The organism is Variovorax sp. 278MFTsu5.1 (assembly GCF_048305045.1).
GTDB classification, from domain to species: domain Bacteria; phylum Pseudomonadota; class Gammaproteobacteria; order Burkholderiales; family Burkholderiaceae_C; genus Variovorax; species Variovorax guangxiensis.
The window spans coordinates 5,818,971-5,835,291 of record NZ_CP157622.1 but is presented as its reverse complement, the minus strand read 5'-3'; the positions used below and the strand labels follow the sequence as shown (position 1 = coordinate 5,835,291).

20 protein-coding genes are annotated in these 16,321 nt (G+C 68.2%); 12 read left to right on the top strand and 8 right to left on the bottom strand.

The annotated features are described in order from the left end of the window. The first annotated feature begins 11 nt into the window (after positions 1-11). The 5 genes from ABL844_RS27180 (at position 12) to ABL844_RS27160 (ending at position 4,456) form a co-directional block, all read left to right on the top strand. The gene (locus ABL844_RS27180; RefSeq protein ID WP_184640762.1) at positions 12-731 is read left to right on the top strand and encodes an ABC transporter ATP-binding protein; all 720 of its coding nucleotides are present in this window, start codon (positions 12-14) and stop codon (positions 729-731) included. Beyond that, a complete protein-coding gene (locus ABL844_RS27175; protein ID WP_184640761.1) occupies positions 728-1,447 on the top strand; it encodes an ABC transporter ATP-binding protein in 720 nt (239 codons plus the stop codon). Before ABL844_RS27180 ends, ABL844_RS27175 begins: the two co-directional genes overlap by 4 nt. Beyond that, a complete protein-coding gene (locus tag ABL844_RS27170) occupies positions 1,440-2,303 on the top strand; it encodes a branched-chain amino acid ABC transporter permease (RefSeq protein WP_418129621.1) in 864 nt (287 codons plus the stop codon). Before ABL844_RS27175 ends, ABL844_RS27170 begins: the two co-directional genes overlap by 8 nt. Continuing rightward, positions 2,300-3,316 carry a branched-chain amino acid ABC transporter permease gene (locus ABL844_RS27165; RefSeq protein ID WP_418129620.1) on the top strand — a complete coding sequence of 339 codons (1,017 nt, stop codon included), beginning with the start codon at positions 2,300-2,302 and terminating at the stop codon, positions 3,314-3,316. Before ABL844_RS27170 ends, ABL844_RS27165 begins: the two co-directional genes overlap by 4 nt. Before the next feature lie 126 nt (positions 3,317-3,442). After that, complete coding sequence (locus ABL844_RS27160) at positions 3,443-4,456, top strand: Bug family tripartite tricarboxylate transporter substrate binding protein (protein ID WP_126025630.1); 1,014 nt, start codon at positions 3,443-3,445, stop codon at positions 4,454-4,456. A 30-nt stretch (positions 4,457-4,486) separates the two neighbouring features. On the opposite strand, the gene ABL844_RS27155 is transcribed toward ABL844_RS27160, so the two are convergent. Together ABL844_RS27155 and ABL844_RS27150 are read right to left on the bottom strand one after the other, a co-directional pair. After that, positions 4,487-5,959 (bottom strand): esterase-like activity of phytase family protein, encoded by a 1,473-nt coding sequence (locus ABL844_RS27155; protein ID WP_418129619.1) that lies wholly within the window; start codon positions 5,957-5,959, stop codon positions 4,487-4,489. A gap of 152 nt (positions 5,960-6,111) precedes the next feature. Then, the gene (locus ABL844_RS27150; RefSeq protein WP_126025628.1) at positions 6,112-6,897 is read right to left on the bottom strand and encodes an IclR family transcriptional regulator domain-containing protein; all 786 of its coding nucleotides are present in this window, start codon (positions 6,895-6,897) and stop codon (positions 6,112-6,114) included. A gap of 138 nt (positions 6,898-7,035) precedes the next feature. Here ABL844_RS27150 and ABL844_RS27145 point away from each other — a divergent pair, with 138 nt between their 5' ends. The 4 genes from ABL844_RS27145 to ABL844_RS27130 all read left to right on the top strand — a co-directional run bounded on the left by ABL844_RS27145 (position 7,036) and on the right by ABL844_RS27130 (position 10,897). Next, a complete protein-coding gene (locus tag ABL844_RS27145; RefSeq protein WP_418129618.1) occupies positions 7,036-7,737 on the top strand; it encodes a 3-oxoacid CoA-transferase subunit A in 702 nt (233 codons plus the stop codon). After that, positions 7,734-8,387: a 3-oxoacid CoA-transferase subunit B gene (locus ABL844_RS27140; protein ID WP_126025627.1), complete on the top strand. Its 654-nt coding sequence runs from the start codon at positions 7,734-7,736 to the stop codon at positions 8,385-8,387. The genes ABL844_RS27145 and ABL844_RS27140 overlap by 4 nt, the downstream gene beginning before the upstream one ends. A gap of 157 nt (positions 8,388-8,544) precedes the next feature. Then, the gene (gene pcaF, locus ABL844_RS27135; RefSeq protein ID WP_418129617.1) at positions 8,545-9,750 is read left to right on the top strand and encodes a 3-oxoadipyl-CoA thiolase; all 1,206 of its coding nucleotides are present in this window, start codon (positions 8,545-8,547) and stop codon (positions 9,748-9,750) included. 139 nt (positions 9,751-9,889) lie between these two features. After that, the gene (locus ABL844_RS27130; protein WP_418117862.1) at positions 9,890-10,897 is read left to right on the top strand and encodes a Bug family tripartite tricarboxylate transporter substrate binding protein; all 1,008 of its coding nucleotides are present in this window, start codon (positions 9,890-9,892) and stop codon (positions 10,895-10,897) included. A gap of 3 nt (positions 10,898-10,900) precedes the next feature. Here ABL844_RS27130 and ABL844_RS27125 read toward each other — a convergent pair whose 3' ends face one another. From ABL844_RS27125 to ABL844_RS27115, 3 genes are all read right to left on the bottom strand, one after another. Beyond that, on the bottom strand, positions 10,901-11,311 hold the full coding sequence (locus ABL844_RS27125) for a ribbon-helix-helix domain-containing protein (protein ID WP_369660838.1): 411 nt from the start codon (positions 11,309-11,311) through the stop codon (positions 10,901-10,903). A gap of 75 nt (positions 11,312-11,386) precedes the next feature. Next, positions 11,387-11,965: a DJ-1/PfpI family protein gene (locus tag ABL844_RS27120; RefSeq protein ID WP_126025623.1), complete on the bottom strand. Its 579-nt coding sequence runs from the start codon at positions 11,963-11,965 to the stop codon at positions 11,387-11,389. 129 nt (positions 11,966-12,094) lie between these two features. Continuing rightward, on the bottom strand, positions 12,095-12,553 hold the full coding sequence (locus ABL844_RS27115) for a hypothetical protein (RefSeq protein ID WP_418129616.1): 459 nt from the start codon (positions 12,551-12,553) through the stop codon (positions 12,095-12,097). Between the two features lie 309 nt (positions 12,554-12,862). Here ABL844_RS27115 and ABL844_RS27110 point away from each other — a divergent pair, with 309 nt between their 5' ends. Next, the gene (locus tag ABL844_RS27110; protein ID WP_418129615.1) at positions 12,863-13,285 is read left to right on the top strand and encodes a hypothetical protein; all 423 of its coding nucleotides are present in this window, start codon (positions 12,863-12,865) and stop codon (positions 13,283-13,285) included. A gap of 40 nt (positions 13,286-13,325) precedes the next feature. Here ABL844_RS27110 and ABL844_RS27105 read toward each other — a convergent pair whose 3' ends face one another. Further along, a complete protein-coding gene (locus ABL844_RS27105; protein WP_418129614.1) occupies positions 13,326-13,838 on the bottom strand; it encodes a DinB family protein in 513 nt (170 codons plus the stop codon). Between the two features lie 102 nt (positions 13,839-13,940). Between ABL844_RS27105 and ABL844_RS27100 the strand changes: the two genes are divergently transcribed. Continuing rightward, the gene (locus ABL844_RS27100) at positions 13,941-14,543 is read left to right on the top strand and encodes a TetR/AcrR family transcriptional regulator (protein ID WP_184640752.1); all 603 of its coding nucleotides are present in this window, start codon (positions 13,941-13,943) and stop codon (positions 14,541-14,543) included. 100 nt (positions 14,544-14,643) lie between these two features. After that, positions 14,644-15,006 (top strand): hypothetical protein, encoded by a 363-nt coding sequence (locus ABL844_RS27095; protein WP_418129613.1) that lies wholly within the window; start codon positions 14,644-14,646, stop codon positions 15,004-15,006. Between the two features lie 14 nt (positions 15,007-15,020). Here ABL844_RS27095 and ABL844_RS27090 read toward each other — a convergent pair whose 3' ends face one another. Both ABL844_RS27090 and ABL844_RS27085 read right to left on the bottom strand, forming a co-directional pair. After that, positions 15,021-15,251 (bottom strand): hypothetical protein, encoded by a 231-nt coding sequence (locus tag ABL844_RS27090; RefSeq protein ID WP_126025617.1) that lies wholly within the window; start codon positions 15,249-15,251, stop codon positions 15,021-15,023. 118 nt (positions 15,252-15,369) lie between these two features. Continuing rightward, on the bottom strand, positions 15,370-16,317 hold the full coding sequence (locus ABL844_RS27085) for an ornithine cyclodeaminase family protein (RefSeq protein WP_418129612.1): 948 nt from the start codon (positions 16,315-16,317) through the stop codon (positions 15,370-15,372). Positions 16,318-16,321 lie beyond the last annotated feature (4 nt).

Here is a 16,321-nt window from a genome sequence, read left to right as displayed (position 1 = left end):
CCGGGAACGCCATGACGCTGCTGGCACTGCATGCCGTGAGCAAATCCTACGGCGCGCTCAAGGTCACCGACGACATCACGCTCGCGGTGGCCGAGGGCGAGACGCTGGGCATCCTCGGGCCCAACGGCGCGGGCAAGACCACGTTGTTCAACCTGATCTCGGGCGACGTGCGCGTCGACGCCGGGCGCGTGGAATATGCCGGCCGCGACGTGACGCGGCTGAAGCCGCACCAGCGCTGCCATGCCGGCATCGGCCGCAGCTACCAGGTGCCGCAGCCTTTCGGCAACATGAGCGTGTTCGAGAACCTCGTGACCGCCGCCTGCTTCGGCGGGCAGCAGACCGAGCGCGAGGCCTGGGGCACTGCGCACGAGGTGCTGGAACAGACGGGCCTGATGGCGCATGCGAACAAGCCGGCGGGCGGCCTGACCCTGCTCGACCGCAAGCGGCTGGAACTGGCGCGCGCGCTGGCGACACGGCCCAAGCTGCTGCTGCTCGACGAGATCGCGGGCGGCCTCACGGAGCCCGAGGCCGCGGTGCTGGTCGGCGAGCTCAAGCGCATCAAGGCGCGCGGCGTGACGATGATCTGGATCGAGCATGTCGTGCATGCGCTGCTGTCGCTGGCGGACCGGTTGTTCGTCATCAACTTCGGGCAGAAGCTCGCCGAAGGCCTGCCGCGCGCGGTGATGAACGACCCCGAGGTGCGGCGCGTGTACATGGGGATGGAGGCATGAGCGCGCTGCTCGACACCCGTGCGCTGAAGGCCTTCTACGGCGACGCGCAGGCCCTCTTCGGCATCGACTTCTCGCTGGAGCGCGGCGAGCTGGTGGCCATCATCGGCGCCAACGGCGCGGGCAAGTCGACCTTCCTCAAGAGCCTCACGGGCCTGGTGCGCTCGCCGCGCGACGCGATCCGCTTCAAGGGCGAGCCCATCGGCGGCCTGCCGCCGGGCGACATCGTGCGCCGCGGGCTCGCCATGGTTCCCGAGGGCCGCAGGCTCTTTCCGAGCCTCAGCGTCGAGGAGAACCTGCTGATGGGCGCAACGCCTTCGCGCAAGGGGCCGTGGAACCTGCAGCGGCTGTACGCGCTCTTTCCCATCCTCGCCGAGAAGCGCAACCAGCCGGGCACTTCGCTTTCGGGCGGGCAGCAGCAGATGGTCGCGCTCGGCCGCGCGCTGATGAGCAACCCCGAGGTGCTGCTGTGCGACGAACTCTCGCTGGGCCTCGCGCCCATCGTCATCCGCGAGATCTATGCAGCGATGCCGGCCATCACCGCGGAAGGCATGACCGTCGTCATCGTCGAGCAGGACGTGACCATGGCGCGGCAGGTCTCGCAGCGCGTCTACTGCTTCCAGGAAGGCCGCGTATCGCTCGAAGGCCGTTCCGCCGACCTCACGCGCGAGCAGATCTCGCAGGCCTACTTCGGCATCGCGGAGGCGGCCCATGCTTGAGACCCTCGTCCAGGGCGCGCTGCTCGGCGGCCTCTACACGCTCTTCGCGCTGGGGCAGTCGCTGATGTTCGGCGTGATGCGGCTCACCAACACGGCGCAGGGCGACTTCATCATCCTCGGCGCGTTCGCGGTCATCGCGGGCATGTCGCTGACGGGCGGCGAGGCGCCATGGCTGGTCGCGCTCGCGGTGCTGCCGGTTGCCTTCGGCTTCGGCTACCTGCTGCAGCGCTACGTACTCAACGGCACGCTCGGAAAAGATCCGCTTCCCTCGCTGGTCGTCACCTTCGGCCTGTCGATCGTGATCCAGAACCTGCTGCTGGAGCTGTTCTCGGCCGACCCGCGCGCGATCGAGACCGGCGGCCTCAGCACGCAGGGCGTCGCGCTGGGCGAGGCGATGTCGGTGGGCGTGCTGCCGCTCGTCGTGCTGGCCGTGGCGCTGACCGCGACGGGCGCGCTGCAATGGCTCTTCGCGCGCACGGCGCTGGGGCGTTCGTTCCGCGCGGTGTCGGACGACCGCGAGATCGCGGAGCTCATGGGGCTGAACGCGAAGAAGGTCTACGCGCTCGCGACCGCCATCGCCTTCGTGCTCATCGCCATCGCCGGAGCACTGCAGGGCATGCGCACGACGGTGTCGCCTTCGGACGGGCCGCTGCTGCTGCTCTTCGCCTTCGAGGCGGTGATCATCGGCGGCATGGGCTCCTTCTGGGGCACGCTGGCGGGCGCGATGATCCTGGGCATCACGCAGCAGATCGGCTTCAGGCTCGACCCGGGCTGGGGCATCTGGTTCGGGCACATCGTGTTCCTCGCCGTGCTGGTGCTGCGGCCGCAGGGACTCTTTCCAAGGACGCGCGGATGACGAACATGCCTCCTCCCATCGTCGCGGTCGAACGTGCGACGGCCGCGAGCCGCGCGGCGCTGATCGCCGGCATCGCCATCGTTCTCGTCGCGGCGAGCCTGCCGTTGTGGGGCGAGTCGAGCTGGATGCGCGAGTTCGTCGAGATCGCCTGCTACTTCATCTTCGCGATGATGTGGAACCTGCTCGCCGGCTACGGCGGCATGGTGAGCATCGGGCAGCAGGCCTTCTTCGGCTTCGGCGGCTACGTGATGCTGATGCTGGGCAATTTCGCGGGCGTGAATCCCTTCGTGGCGATCCCGCTGGGGGCGCTGGCGGCGGGGGTGGTGGCGGTGCCGGTGTCCTTCGTCGCGTTCCGGCTCTCGGGCGGCTACTTCGCCATCGGCACCTGGGTCATCGCGGAGGTGTTCAGGCTGAGCTTCGCCAACGCGTCGGCGGTGGGCGGCGGCTCGGGCACCACGCTGACCGCGCTGCGCGGCATCGACAAGGCGATGCGCGAGAGCACGACCTACTGGATGGCGCTGGCCTGCGTGGTCGCGGCGGTTGCGCTGGTGTACCTGTTCCTGCGCAGCAAGCGCGGGCTGGCGCTGCTGGCGATACGCGACAACGAAGTGGCCGCGGAGTCGCAGGGCATACCTGTGGCGCGCATGAAGCTCGCGGTGTACGTGGTCGCGGCCTTCGGCGCGGGGCTCGCGGGCGCGCTGTACTTCGTGGGCAACCTGCGCATCAGCCCTGATGCGGCATTCAGCGTCAACTGGACGGCCTTCGCCATCTTCATGGTGGTGATCGGCGGCATCGGGCGCATCGAGGGGCCGCTGGTGGGGGCGCTCATCTTCTGGGCGCTGAACAAGTTCCTGAGCGACTACGGCACCTGGTACCTGCTGGGGCTCGGGCTGCTCGCGATCCTCGTCACGCTGTTCTTCAAGCAGGGGCTGTGGGGATATGCGCAGCAGCGCTGGGGCTGGTCGCTGTTCCCCACGCAGCGAAAACTGCTTGGCACATCGGCGGTGCGCTAGTACTTTCCTACACGAGAGACCCTGACGGGAAGGCACTTCGGACTTGCGAAAAACATCGTCGTCCTGTAACGTTGTGTAAACACAATGTAAGCACGTTCCCGTTCTTCTCACTCTCCTGGAGTCATCTTGACGATCACCAAACGCCGCCTGCTCGAAGGCGGCGCGGCAGCCATTGCCGCTTCGCTGCTTGCGAAGACTTCGTGGGCTCAGCAGCAACGCAACAACAGCGCCGGCGAGGCTTCCTGGCCGACCAAGCCCCTTCACATCCTCGTGGGCTTTCCCGCTGGCGCATCGCCCGACCTCGCGGCGCGCGCCATCGCGGAGCCGCTGTCGAAGATCCTGCGCCAGCCGGTGATCGTCGAGAACAAGCCCGGCGCCAGCGGCAACACCGTGGCCGACCAGGTGGCGAAGGCCACCGACGATCACACCGTCGGAGCGCTGATCAACGGCAACCTGACCATCGCGAAGCTGCTCAACCCCGCGCTGACCTTCGACCCCGAGAAAGACTTCGCGCCGGTCGGCCTGATCGGCACCGCGCCGCTGGTGCTGGCGGTATCGGGCAGCGCCACGGGCAAGACATCGGCCGAGCAACTGCTGTGGGTGCGCAACCTCGGCAGCGGCGGCAAGTACGGCACGCCGGGCGTGGGCACGGTGGGCCACCTGGGCATGGAGCTCATCAAGAGCCGCGCGGCCATCACCGCGCAGCACAAGCCCTACACCGGCAATCCGCAGGTCATCGCGGGGCTGCTGGCCAACGAGATTCAGCTGGCGCTGCTGCCGCCGGGCCTCGCGCTGCCGCACATCAAATCGGGAAAGATCAAGGCCATCGGCGTGACCTCGCCCGAGCGCAGTCCGCTGGCGGGCGAACTGCCCACCATCCGCGACGCCGACGTGCGCGGCGCCGACCTGGAAATCTGGACCGCGCTGGCCGCGCCCGCGAGCATGAAGCCCGCGGCCGTCGCCAAGCTCAATGCAGCGCTGGTCGAAGTCATCAGCTCGCCTGACGTGAGCCAGGCGCTGCTGAAGACCGGCTGGCAGGCCCAGCCCGGTTCGCCCGACACGCTGGCCAAGCGCATGCGCGCCGACACCACGCGCCTGGGTGGCGTGATCATCATGAAGGGCATCCACTCGGAGGGCTGATGCCCTCCGGATTCCACACCGGGCTCGTCTTCAGGTCTTCGACGCGGCGCGCTTGAACAGCGGCTGCTCGAAGCGGATCGTGATGATCTCGGTGTCGTCCGGCTTGCCGGGCACGCGGCTGTCCTCGGTCGGGAAGTTGGTGTCGATGGCGACGGCGAGCGTGTAGTCGTCCACCACCTCGACGCTCTCGACCGAGTCGAAGGGCATGCTGAACTTGCCGTTCGCGACGTTGGCCAGCGGGCCGCCGATGTCGTCCGGGTCGGAGATGTTCAGCAGGTCGACCAGCAGCGTCTTCTTCAGCACGCCGTCGGCGTCCTTCACGTCGAGGTCGACCATGTAGAGGCGCTTGACCACGGCCTTCGAGCCGTAGAGGCTGTCGCGCTCGATCAGCACGAACCTGTTGCCGCCGATGTTGGTCATGTCGCCGATGACGATCTGGTTGTCCTTGGCGGGGCCGTCCTTCTTGTAGACCGGGTTCTTGCCGGTGTAGAGCATCGAGGCGGGATCGAACTCGAGGAAGTTCAGGTAACGCTCGTCATCGGCCACCGGGCGCAGCGACGCCAGCGAAGGCGCCGCTTCGGGCACCGCATAGAGGCGGGTCTTGTCGCCGTTGAAGGCGAGGCTCTCGAAGCCGCGGCTCGAAAGCGAAGTCACCGTGGCGCCTTCGTTCATCACCAGCGGGTTGGAGGGGCTGCGCAGGAAGGGATGCGGCACCGGGTCGCCCATCAGCGTGCCGTCCTTGTCGAAGTGAAGGATGTAGGGGCCGAATTCCTCGCCCACGAAGTATGTGCCGTCCTTCGCGCGGGCGATCGACTCCACGTCGAGATCGAAGCCCGTCAGCAGGCGGCCGCTGACGATGCGCGGATCCACCGGCTTGCCGCTGTCGACGAGGTTGTTGCCCGAGACCGTCTGGTAGTTGGCGAAGTCGGCGGTGATCTTCAGGTCGACGCCCTTGCCGTCCTTCAGGAAGCCCTTGGAATCGTTGAAGGCGACGTGGCTGTTGACTTTCACGGTGCCGGGCACCGTCGTGCCGTTGGATGCGGTGCGGAAGTCGATGCTGACGTTGTAGAAGCCGACCACGAAGTCGCCGGAGTTGCTCTTGCTGCCGTAGCCGTTGTCGGGCATGGCGGTCCAGGTGCCGTCGTCGTTCTTCAGCAGTGCCGAGAAACCTGGAAGCGGCTGGCCGTCGACGAAGGGCGGCGTTACGCCGAGCGCGGCGGTGATGAACTGGCCGGTGGTCGGGCCGGGCTGGCGGAACGACGCGGGCAGCGAGGCCCAGCCGGTGAGCTTGTGCGGCAGTCCCGCGGAAGGATCCGGCGACGGCTGGGGAGCAGGGGCCGGGGCGGGCGCCGGAGCAGGCGAAGGAGCGGGTATCCCCGCCACGGGCGGAAGGACGATGCCGCTTCCGCTGCCGCCACCCCCGCATGCGGCGAGGACTGCGGATGCGATGGCCGCGATTGCGATATGGCGCGGCAGGCTGAGCGAGATGAAGCGACTGGACATGATCGGGACCCTCCGGTGTTGTTGTGAGGGGTGCAATCTAGGAAGTCGATGTGACCTGTCCGTGAATGTCCTTTCGGCTTTCGCTCTCCGTCGTTCGCTTCCCGTCGTTCGTTTTGCGTCGTTCGGTCCTGTCCAGCGCGGATCGGCCTCGCTCAGAGCATCCGCGAGACCCGGTCCGCCGCTTCGCGCAGCGCGGGAAGCATGGTCTCCTGCATCGCCTTCGCGCTGGTGCGGTTCGCCTGGCCGCTGATGTTGAGTGCGGCCACCATGCGGCCCTGCCTGTCGACCACGGGTGCGGCCACCGAGATGAGGCCTTCCTCGAGTTCCTGGTTCACCAGGCACCACTGCTGCTTGCGCGCCTGCGCGACCTTGGCCATGAGCGCGTCGATGTCGGTCAGCGTGTGCTTGGTCAGCGCCTCGATGTTCGAGGCCTCGAGCCGCGCGCGCACCTCGTCGTCGTCGAGGTCGGCCAGCAGCAGCCGGCCCAGCGAGGTGCAGTAGGCCGGCAGGCGCGAGCCCACGCCCAGGTTGATGTGCATGATCTTCTTGGTCGGCACGCGCAGCACGTAGACGATGTCCGTCGCGTCGAGCACGGCGGCCGAGCAGGACTCCTGCACCTGCTGCACCAGCGCTTCCATCACCGGCTCGGCGCGGTTCCAGATCGGCATCGAGGACAGATACGCGAAGCCCAGGTCGAGGATGCGCGGCGTGAGCGTGAAGAGCTTGCCGTCGGTCACCACGTAGCCCAGCGTCTGCAGCGTGAGCAGGATGCGCCGTGCGCCCGCGCGCGTCAGCCCGCTGCCGGCGGCCACCTCGCTGAGCGTCTGGTGCGGTGCATTGGCGCTGAACGAGCGGATCACCTGCAGGCCCCGCGCGAAGGACTGCACGTAGCTGTCGCCGGGGGCCGGTGTTTCGGGTTGTGACGGGTGGGTTGCCATGGTTCGTCTTCCTCTCTAGAATTCATTATACGAACAAATGTTCTTTAGACGAACAAATCGGCAATTCGCAGAATCGGCCGGAGCGTTCAGGCAGGTTCTTTTCTTCGTTCTCTTTCTTCACTCCCGGAGACAGGCTTCATGATCAACAAGATCGCGCGCTCGGTCGCCGATGCCCTGGCTGGCATCCCCGACGGCGCCACGGTTCTCATCGGCGGTTTCGGCACCGCCGGCATTCCCAACGAACTCATCGAGGGCCTCGTCGAGCAGGGCGCCAAGGACCTCACCGTCGTCAACAACAACGCGGGCAACGGCGAGACCGGCCTCGCGGCGCTGCTCAAGGCCGGCCGCGTGCGCAAGATCATCTGCAGCTTCCCGCGCCAAGCCGACAGCCAGGTGTTCGACGGGCTCTACCGCAGCGGCAAGATCGAGCTCGAACTCGTGCCCCAGGGCAACCTTGCCGAGCGCATCCGCGCCGCCGGCGCCGGCATCGGTGCCTTCTTCTGCCCCACTGGCTACGGCACGCAGCTGGCGGGCAACCGCGAGACCCGCGAGATCGACGGCAAGCAGTACGTGCTCGAATACCCCATCCACGGCGACGTGGCGCTCATCAAGGCCGAGCGCGGCGACCGCTGGGGCAACCTGGTCTACCGCAAGGCGGCGCGCAACTTCGGCCCGGTGATGGCCATGGCCGCGAAGAAGACCATCGCCACCGTGCACGACGTCGCCGAGCTCGGCACCCTCGACCCCGAAACCATCGTCACCCCGGGAATCTTCGTGCACCAGGTGGTGCGCATCGAACGCGTCGCCACCCAGGCCGGCGGCTTCAAGAAGGCAGCATGACCATGAGCACGAACTACACCCGCCGCACCAAGGACCAGCTCGCCGCCCGCGTGGCGCAGGACATCTTCGACGGCGCCGTCGTCAACCTGGGCATCGGCCAGCCCACGCTGGTGGCCAACCACCTGCCCAAGGGCCGCGAAGTCATCCTGCAGAGCGAGAACGGCATCCTCGGCATGGGCCCCGCGCCCGAGGCCGGCGAGGAAGACTACGACCTCATCAACGCCGGCAAGCAGCCCGTCACGCTGCTGCCGGGCGGCTCCTTCTTCCACCACTCCGACAGCTTCGCGATGATGCGCGGCGGCCACCTCGACATCTGCGTGCTCGGCGCGTTCCAGGTGTCGGCCACCGGCGATCTCGCCAACTGGCACACCGGCGAGAAGGACGCCATTCCCGCCGTCGGCGGCGCGATGGACCTCGCCATCGGCGCCAAGCAGACCTGGGTCATGATGGACCTGCTCACCAAGCAGGGCGTGAGCAAGCTGGTCAAGGAATGCACCTATCCGCTGACCGGCATCGGCTGCGTCAAGCGCGTGTACTCCGACCTCGCCACGCTCGAATGCACCCCGCAGGGCCTGAAGCTCGTCGACCTGGTCGACGGCCTGAGCCGCGAGGAGCTCGAGAAGCTCGTGGGTCTGCCCATCGCCGCTTAAGGCGGACAGCCGAACGCAGAAGGAAGACAAAAACTACGCAGAAGTCGCAGAGAAGACCATGAAAGCCTTTTATGGTTTTCCTTCTGCGACCTTCGCGTAACCTTCGCGCCCTCTGCGTTCGGTACCCGAATTCAACTTTCCTCAAACAGAGACATCCATGACCAACCAAGCCTTCATCTGCGACGCCGTTCGCACCCCCTTCGGCCGCTACGGCGGCTCGCTCAGCAGCGTGCGCACCGACGACCTCGGCGCCGTGCCGCTGAAGGCGCTGATGGAGCGCAACAAGAACGTCGACTGGCAGGCCGTGAGCGACGTGCTCTATGGCTGCGCCAACCAGGCCGGCGAGGACAACCGCAACGTCGCGCGCATGTCGGCGCTGCTGGCGGGCCTGCCGATCGAACTCGGCGGCGCCACCATCAACCGCCTGTGCGGCTCGGGCCTCGACGCCGTGGGCACCGCGGCACGCGCCATCCGCGCCGGTGAAGCGGGCCTGATGATCGCCGGCGGCGTCGAAAGCATGAGCCGCGCGCCCTTCGTCATGCCCAAGGCCGAGAGCGCCTTCAGCCGCAACAACGCGGTGTACGACACCACCATCGGCTGGCGCTTCGTCAACAAGCTCATGAAGGCGCAGTACGGCGTCGACTCCATGCCCGAGACGGCGGAGAACGTGGCCACCGACTACAAGATCGAGCGCGAAGCGCAGGACCTGATGGCGCTGAACTCGCAGCTGCGCGCCGTGGCCTCGCAGAAGTCGGGCTTCTTCGACGCCGAGATCGTGCCCGTGACCGTGCCGCAGAAGAAGGGCGACGCGATCATCGTCAACAAGGACGAGCATCCGCGCGAAACCAGCCTCGAGTCGCTGGCCAAGCTCAAGGGCGTGGTGCGCCCCGACGGCACCGTCACCGCCGGCAATGCCAGCGGCGTGAACGACGGCGCCTGCGCGCTGCTGCTGGCCGACGAAGCCAGCGCCGCCAAGCATGGCCTCACGCCGCGCGCCCGCGTGGTCGGCATGGCCACCGCCGGCGTCGCGCCGCGCGTGATGGGCATCGGCCCCGCGCCCGCCACGCAGAAGGTGCTGGCGCTCACCGGCCTGAAGCTCGACCAGATCGACGTGATCGAACTCAACGAAGCCTTCGCCGCGCAGGGCCTGGCCGTGCTGCGCCTGCTGGGCCTGAAGGACGACGACGCGCGCGTCAACATCAACGGCGGCGCCATCGCGCTGGGCCACCCGCTGGGCGCCAGCGGCGCGCGCCTTGCCACCACCGCGGTCAACCAGCTGCACAAGGGCGGCGGCCGCTATGCGCTTTGCACCATGTGCATCGGCGTGGGTCAGGGCATCGCGGTGATCCTCGAGCGCGTCTGACGACAACAGCGCCGCCGATCGGGCGGCCACGCAACGAAAACAACCAGAGAAGCAAGAAGACAAGGCCATCGGCAGCCGCAGCAACAGCGGCCCGATGGCATTTTTTTAACCGAAGAGGATGAAAGAGAAGGATCAGAGGATGAACGACACGTCGACCAGGAAGACAACGCGCCGCGGCGCTGGCCTCGCAACGCTCGCACTGGCCGCAGCGGCGCTGCTGCCCACAACGGCCCTCGCACAGCAGTCCTTTCCCACCAAGCCGGTGCGCATCATCACGCCGTTCCCGGTGGGCGGCGGACCCGACGGCGTGGCGCGGCTGGTGGCCGACAAGCTCTCGCGCGCGTGGGGCCAGCCGGTGGTGGTCGAGAACCGCCCCGGTGGAAACGGCTTCATCGCCATCGACGCTTTCAAACGCGGCGCGAAGGACGGCCACGACATCATCGTGCTCGACAACGTTCACCTTGCCGCGTACCCGGCGCTCTTCAAGAAGCTGCCCTACGACACCGCCAAGGACTTCGACGCGCTGCTGCCGCTGTTCAAGACCTACTTCTTCTTCACCGTCGCCACCAACAGCAAGTACAAGACCATCGGCGACCTGATCGCCGACGCCAAGGCCAACCCCGGCAAGCTCGACTACGGCTCCTGGTCGGTCGGCAATCCGGTGCACCTGGGCTCGGAGCTCTTCGAGTCGGCCACCGGCACGCAGATGGAGCACATCGTCTACAAGGAGACCACGCAGCTCTACACCTCGGTCGCCACCGGCGAGCTGGCCTTCGCGCTGGGCAGCAGCGCCACCGCCGGCCCGCTGCAGCGCGCGAACAAGCTGCGCTTCCTGGCCGCTGCCGCGCCCCAGCGCGTGGCGGCCTTCCCCGACGTGCCGACGGTCGGCGAGTCGGGCGGCCCGAAGGGCTTCGAGGTCATCGGCTGGAACGCCATCGCCGTGCCGAAGGGCCTGCCCGCATCGGTCACCGAGAAGATCAAGCGCGACATCGAGAAGGGGCTGGCAGAGCCCGACGTGCTGGAGAAGTTCAAGAGCTTCGGCTACGAGCCCTTCCCGACCACGCGCCCGCAGTTCGACGAGTTCGTGGCGAGCGAGACGAAGCGTTTCACCGACGTGATCCGCAAGGCGAACGTCTCGCTGGACTGATCGCTAGGCCTGGCGCCGCGCTGCCACGTGCAGCGTGTGCACGCGCGCCTGGTCAGGCAGAGGGCTGCCCCAGCCCTCGGGCAGCTCGTGCAGCACCGCCTTGGCATCGAGCGAACGGATCGCCACCGAGTTGTCGGCGGGAATGCGCCCCTGCGCCAGCAGCGCCTCGTAGCGCAGGGCGCTCACCCGAAGGAACGAGGCGAAGTTGCCGACTTCGCCGCGCGCGGCCACCAGCTCGTCGTAGAGCCGCTCGATGAGCTGCACCACGACCATGCCGTCGCGCCGCGCGATTTCTTCCAGCACCTGCCAGAACAGGTTCTCCAGCCGGATGCTGGTGACGACGCCGTGCAGCCGCACCGAGCGCGTGCGCGCGTCATAGCTCTGCGGATCGGCACTGATGAAGACTTCGCACATGGTGGCTGTCTCCTTTGCTTGAAGGAAGGTGGCGACGCCGCACTGTAGCGCCGCGCCGCGCCGCCCGCCGGGAGTTCAATGCTCGATGCGCGTGCCCAGCACCACGAGGAACTGCGAGAGCCATGCCGGGTGCGCCGGCCATGCGGGCGCGGTGACCAGGTTGCGGTCGGTCACGGCCTGGTCGACCGGGATGCCCATGTACTCGGCGCCCGCAAGTTCCACCTCCACCTGGCAGGCCGGATAGGCCGACACCTTGCGGCCCTTGAGCAGGCCCGTGGCCGCGAGCAGCTGGGCGCCGTGGCACACCGCCGCCAGCGGCTTGTCGGCGGCCAGGAAGTGGCGCGCGATCTCAACCACGCGGGTGTTCATGCGCAGGTACTCCGGCGCGCGGCCGCCCGGAATGACCAGCGCGTCGTAGGCCTCAGGGCGGACGTCGGCGAAGTTGGCGTTCAGCGTGAAGCGGTGGCCCGGCTTTTCGCTGTAGGTCTGGGCACCCTCGAAATCGTGGATGGCGGTGTGGACCCAGTCGCCGGCCTTCTTGTCCGGCGCCACCGCATGCACCGTGTGGCCCACGGCCAGCAGGGCCTGGAAAGGCACCATGGTTTCGTAGTCTTCGGCGTAGTCGCCGCAGAGCATCAGGATCTTGCGCGCCATGTCTCTTGTCTCCTTCGGATGAGGTTGGAATGCGGCCCGGCGCACCGGGCGCGGGCCGTTTCCGGATTATTCGAAGGAGCAGGGCGCGGCGGGTAGCAGCCGGCTGTGACCGCGGCCGGCGCCGTGGCTTCAGATGATGGTCGCGCGCACGCCGCGTGCCACCGTGGGCGCGATGCCGGCGTAGAAAAAGCCCAGGTCGTCCTCGGGGCCGTTGGTGGCCCGTCCGCGCACCTTGCCCATCACGCACACGCCGACCTGCGATTCGCCCTCGCCGATGACGAGCACGAAGGGGTTGTCCTCGTCGCCGCGCAAATAGCGCCCGCCGAACTCTCGGCGCGCGACCTCGAAGACGTAGGCCGATGCGAGGAAGTGCAGATCGTCCGGCAGCGGCGCCTGCTGCTTGAAGAAGTCGTCGAGCACGCGGTCGACAAGCGCCAGCGAGGGGGCCGTGTAGTCGAGCCGGGAGCCGTCGATGGGCGCGCCGGGCTGCGAGAAGGCGCCGACGAAGTCCTTGGCCTGCGAGGCCATGCCTTCCTCGAGCGTCTCGGGCATGGCGGGTTTCTTCTTCAGGAAGTCGAACATTCCCATGGTTGCGGTTTTCCCTTCGTTCTTTCCGATGGAGACGGGGGGCGGTCCGGGTGTGGCCCGGGCGACTGTCTCAGAAGCGATGGCCCGCGCGCAAGCCCGAAGTGCGTTCGCGGCGCAGGAAACGGGCGGACCGGGCCGCGTCGGTTAACAGAAGTTCGCAGAGGCTGCAGGGCGCGCGCGAGAGCCGGTGCTCGGGGCGGGGGCGTCACGGATCTGCCTTTTGCGCTGAATAGCCTCGCTCAGGGTTTTCCCGTATCCCCGGGCAAGCCTCTTACGGACCGACAGGCAACTCACAGAAAAGACCGAACCATGAAGACCTCCCAGATCGCTCTCGATGCCACGCTCGCCCTGCTCGCCATCGCTTCCGTGCCTGCCCAGGCCCAGCAGCGCACGCGCGAAGCCGTCGAAGCCGAAGCCATCGCCGCCGCCCACGCCAAGGACCAGAACGTCACGCGCGGTTCGCGCGGCGCCGATCCGTTCACGTCCACGGCCGATGCCGAAGCCATGTACAGGCAGGCCGTCGAGACCGCCCACGCGCCCAACCAGAACGTGACGCGCGGCTCGCGCGGCGCGGACCCGTTCACCTCCAGCCGCGACCCGGCGCAGGTCTACCAGGAAGCCATGGCCACCGCCGCGGCGCCCGACCAGAACGTGACCAGCGGCTCGCGCGTCAACAGCAAGGTCATCTCGACCATGCAGAACCCGGTGCTGCAATCGGCACAAGGCAAGTAAGCCGGCGGGCCGTGGCCCCCGAGGACGGGAGACGCCGCCGCTATGCGTTGCGCTCGCGGCGAGCGGGTTCGGCCCGATGAAGGAAGCCGGTGAAGGTGTCCGGCGGCGACGAGCCCGTGAGCCGGGTCAGTATCCGGCCGACTTCTCCACGGTGATAGCCCGCGTGAGTCGCCACGTGGGCCAGCATTTCCTCGCGCGACATCCGGCCCGGCGCGCCGTCGGTGAAGGTGAACTCGATGCCTTCCTCCAGCTCGCGCGGGTTCAGGCGCGCGACGTAGTCGATGTACCAGCGATCGGTTTCCCGCACCGCCTCGGCCAGCGTTTCCAGCGGCGGCGGCTCGGGCGCGCCGGTCGCGGTGTGGCCGTGTGCCTTGCGCTGCACGTTAGCGACGAAGATGCGGTCGACGATGAGGCCGTGGTTGAGCACGCGTGCGGCCGCGCGGTACTCGTCGGCCGGGCCGTTGGCCGCCAGATCGGCCAGGGCCGCCAGCAGGCCCTCGTCGGCCCAGGCCTTGTAGCGGAACAGCGAGGCCAGAAGCGTCTGCGTACTCATCACAATCTCCCTTCGGACAGTTGAACGCACGCCTGGCGTGCGCTCCCATTCTTGAGTGGAGCCTCGAACTTGGGTACTCGCATTCCCCCACAGCGCAGGACCATGCGCAAAGCGCCCCGGCAGCAGCGTTCGCGCGTCACGGTGGACGCCATCGTCGAGGCCGCAACTCGCGTTCTGGCGCGCCGCGGATGGGCGCGGTTCACCACCAACGAGATCGCGGCGGTGGCTGGCGTCAGCGTCGGCTCGCTCTACCAGTACTTCCCGGACAAGCTGGCCATCGCCGAGGCGATACGGCAGCGTCACCTCGACGAGGTGCTGGCGGCGCTGAACGGTTCCGATGCGGATGTCGACGCTTCGGCTCCGCTTTCGCGCCGCGTGGAGCGCTTCGTCGACGGGGTCATCGCCGCCCATTCGGTCGACCAGGCGCTGCACCGCGTGCTCGTCGACGAGGTGCCGCTCGCCGCGCGCTCGACCTACCCCGAGTTCGAGGCCGAATACCAGCGCCGCTACCGGGCACTCGTCGTTGAAAGCGGTGGGCCGGGAGACGGCGCCGATGCCGACATCGCGGCCCGCATGCTCTCGTCCGCGGTCGAAGGCGCGGTCCACGCGGCGGCGCGCCGCGGCGACCTGGATGCTCCGGCGATGAGGACCGAACTCCTCAGGCTGGTGTTGGCCTATCTGGGCGACCGCCAGCGTACGGACTGAAGCTCCATCGGCATGCGGGTTGCCGGTGTGGACACCGCCCCCGGACCCTGACCACAATGCCCCGGCCCCGTGCCGTCGCGGGTGCTGAAAGGTCATCGCAATGAAAAAAATGCTCGTGCCGGCTTGCCTGGCCCTGGCTCAGATGATGGTCGTGCAGGTGGCGTCCGCACAGTCTTCCGGCGAAGCCGATCCGGCGCAGGGCAAGGCGCGACCCGTGGCGCCCACCACCAGGGCGGAGCGCGCCGAGGCTCGCAAGGAGCGCCGCGCAGATGGCGCAGCCGCCGCCCGTGGGCCGCAGATGCAGGAGGGCGAAGTGCGCGCGACGACCGCACCGAAAATGTCGAGGGAAGAGCGCCGGGCCGCCGCCGCCAAGCGCCGTGCGGCGAACCGCGAGGCCATGAAGGCGGGCCAGCTCTCGCGCGGCGGCAGCGGCGACGCGCCCGAAAAGCAGAAGAAGCCCTGAGGCCGCACGGGCCGTCAGGCCCAGGCCTTGGCCGAGCGCAGCTGCAGCAGCGCCAGCATCCGGGCCTCTTCCGCGTCGCGCAGGCTCTTGGCTGCGCGGCTGGCGGCGTACGTCACGTAGAGCGTGTCGATCGCTTTCGCCCAGCACTGGGCCGTCTGGTAGGGGCTGTTGGGGTTTCCCGGACCTGCGGGCACGGTGTATCCGGCCTTGCGCAGGATGTTGGCTTTGTGTTCGGTGCTCAGCATGTCGTGCCCCCCGATTCGATGGCGTGAGGAGCACGGTACTCGCGATGCGCTGCGTGCGCTATTGGCTACAAGACGTATCCGGATGTAGGAAAACACAGCGGAAAACAAGCCATAAGTATTAGATGGCGTCGCCTGATTGCCACACGAGCGTGGCAGCGGCCAGGTCTTCCAGCGCGCTGCCGACGGCCTTGAACACGGTGCGCCCGGCATCGTTCGTGCGGCCAGGGTGCTCCCCGCGGCACAGCATCGCCAGCGTGCCCTGCACCTCATCCGCGCGCAGCGTGCCGGCGGCCATCGCGTCGAGCAGGTCACCGGATTTCTGCAGCGCCTCCTCGGTGTCGACCCAGGTCAGGGCGCCGTCGAAGCACCGAGCGTCGGCTTCGCGCATCGCGGGCGTGAAGCTGCCGATCAGGTCCAGGTGCGAGCCCGGTGCCAGCCACTCGCCGCGCACCAGCGGCGAGGTGGCTAGCGTGGCGCAGCTCACGATGTCGGCCTGACGCACGGCGGCTTCCAGATCCGTTGCCGCCCGCGCGTTCCAGCCCTCGGCGCGCCATTGCGCGGCCAGCGCTTGCGCGCCTTCCGGCCGGTGGTTCCACACCCACAGTTCGTCGATGGGCCGCACGCTCGCATGCGCGGCGGGCAGCATGCGTGCGATGCGGCCGGTGCCCAGCACCAGCAGCCGGCGCGCATCGGCGCGCGCCAGGAACGACGCGCCTAGCGCCGAGGCCGCGGCCGTGCGGCGCGCGGTGATCTCGTTGCCGTCCATCATCGCCAGCGGCACGCCGGTGCACGCGTCGTACAGCACGTAGGTCGCATGCAGGCCGGGCAGTCCGCGCTCGCTGTTGCCAGGGAAGATGTTGATCGTCTTGATGCCGAGGAAGCCCGCGTCGCTCCATGCCGGCATGATGAGCACGGTGCCCCTGCCGCTGGCGCCGGCTGTGGTGTCGATGGCGTGCACGTGGCGCGGCGGCACCTGGGCGCCCGCCGCGAAGGCCGCGCGCAGCGCGGGTACCAGCCGGTCGAAGGCCAGCGGCGCACGGGTGGCGGCTTCGTCGAAATGCTTCATGGCA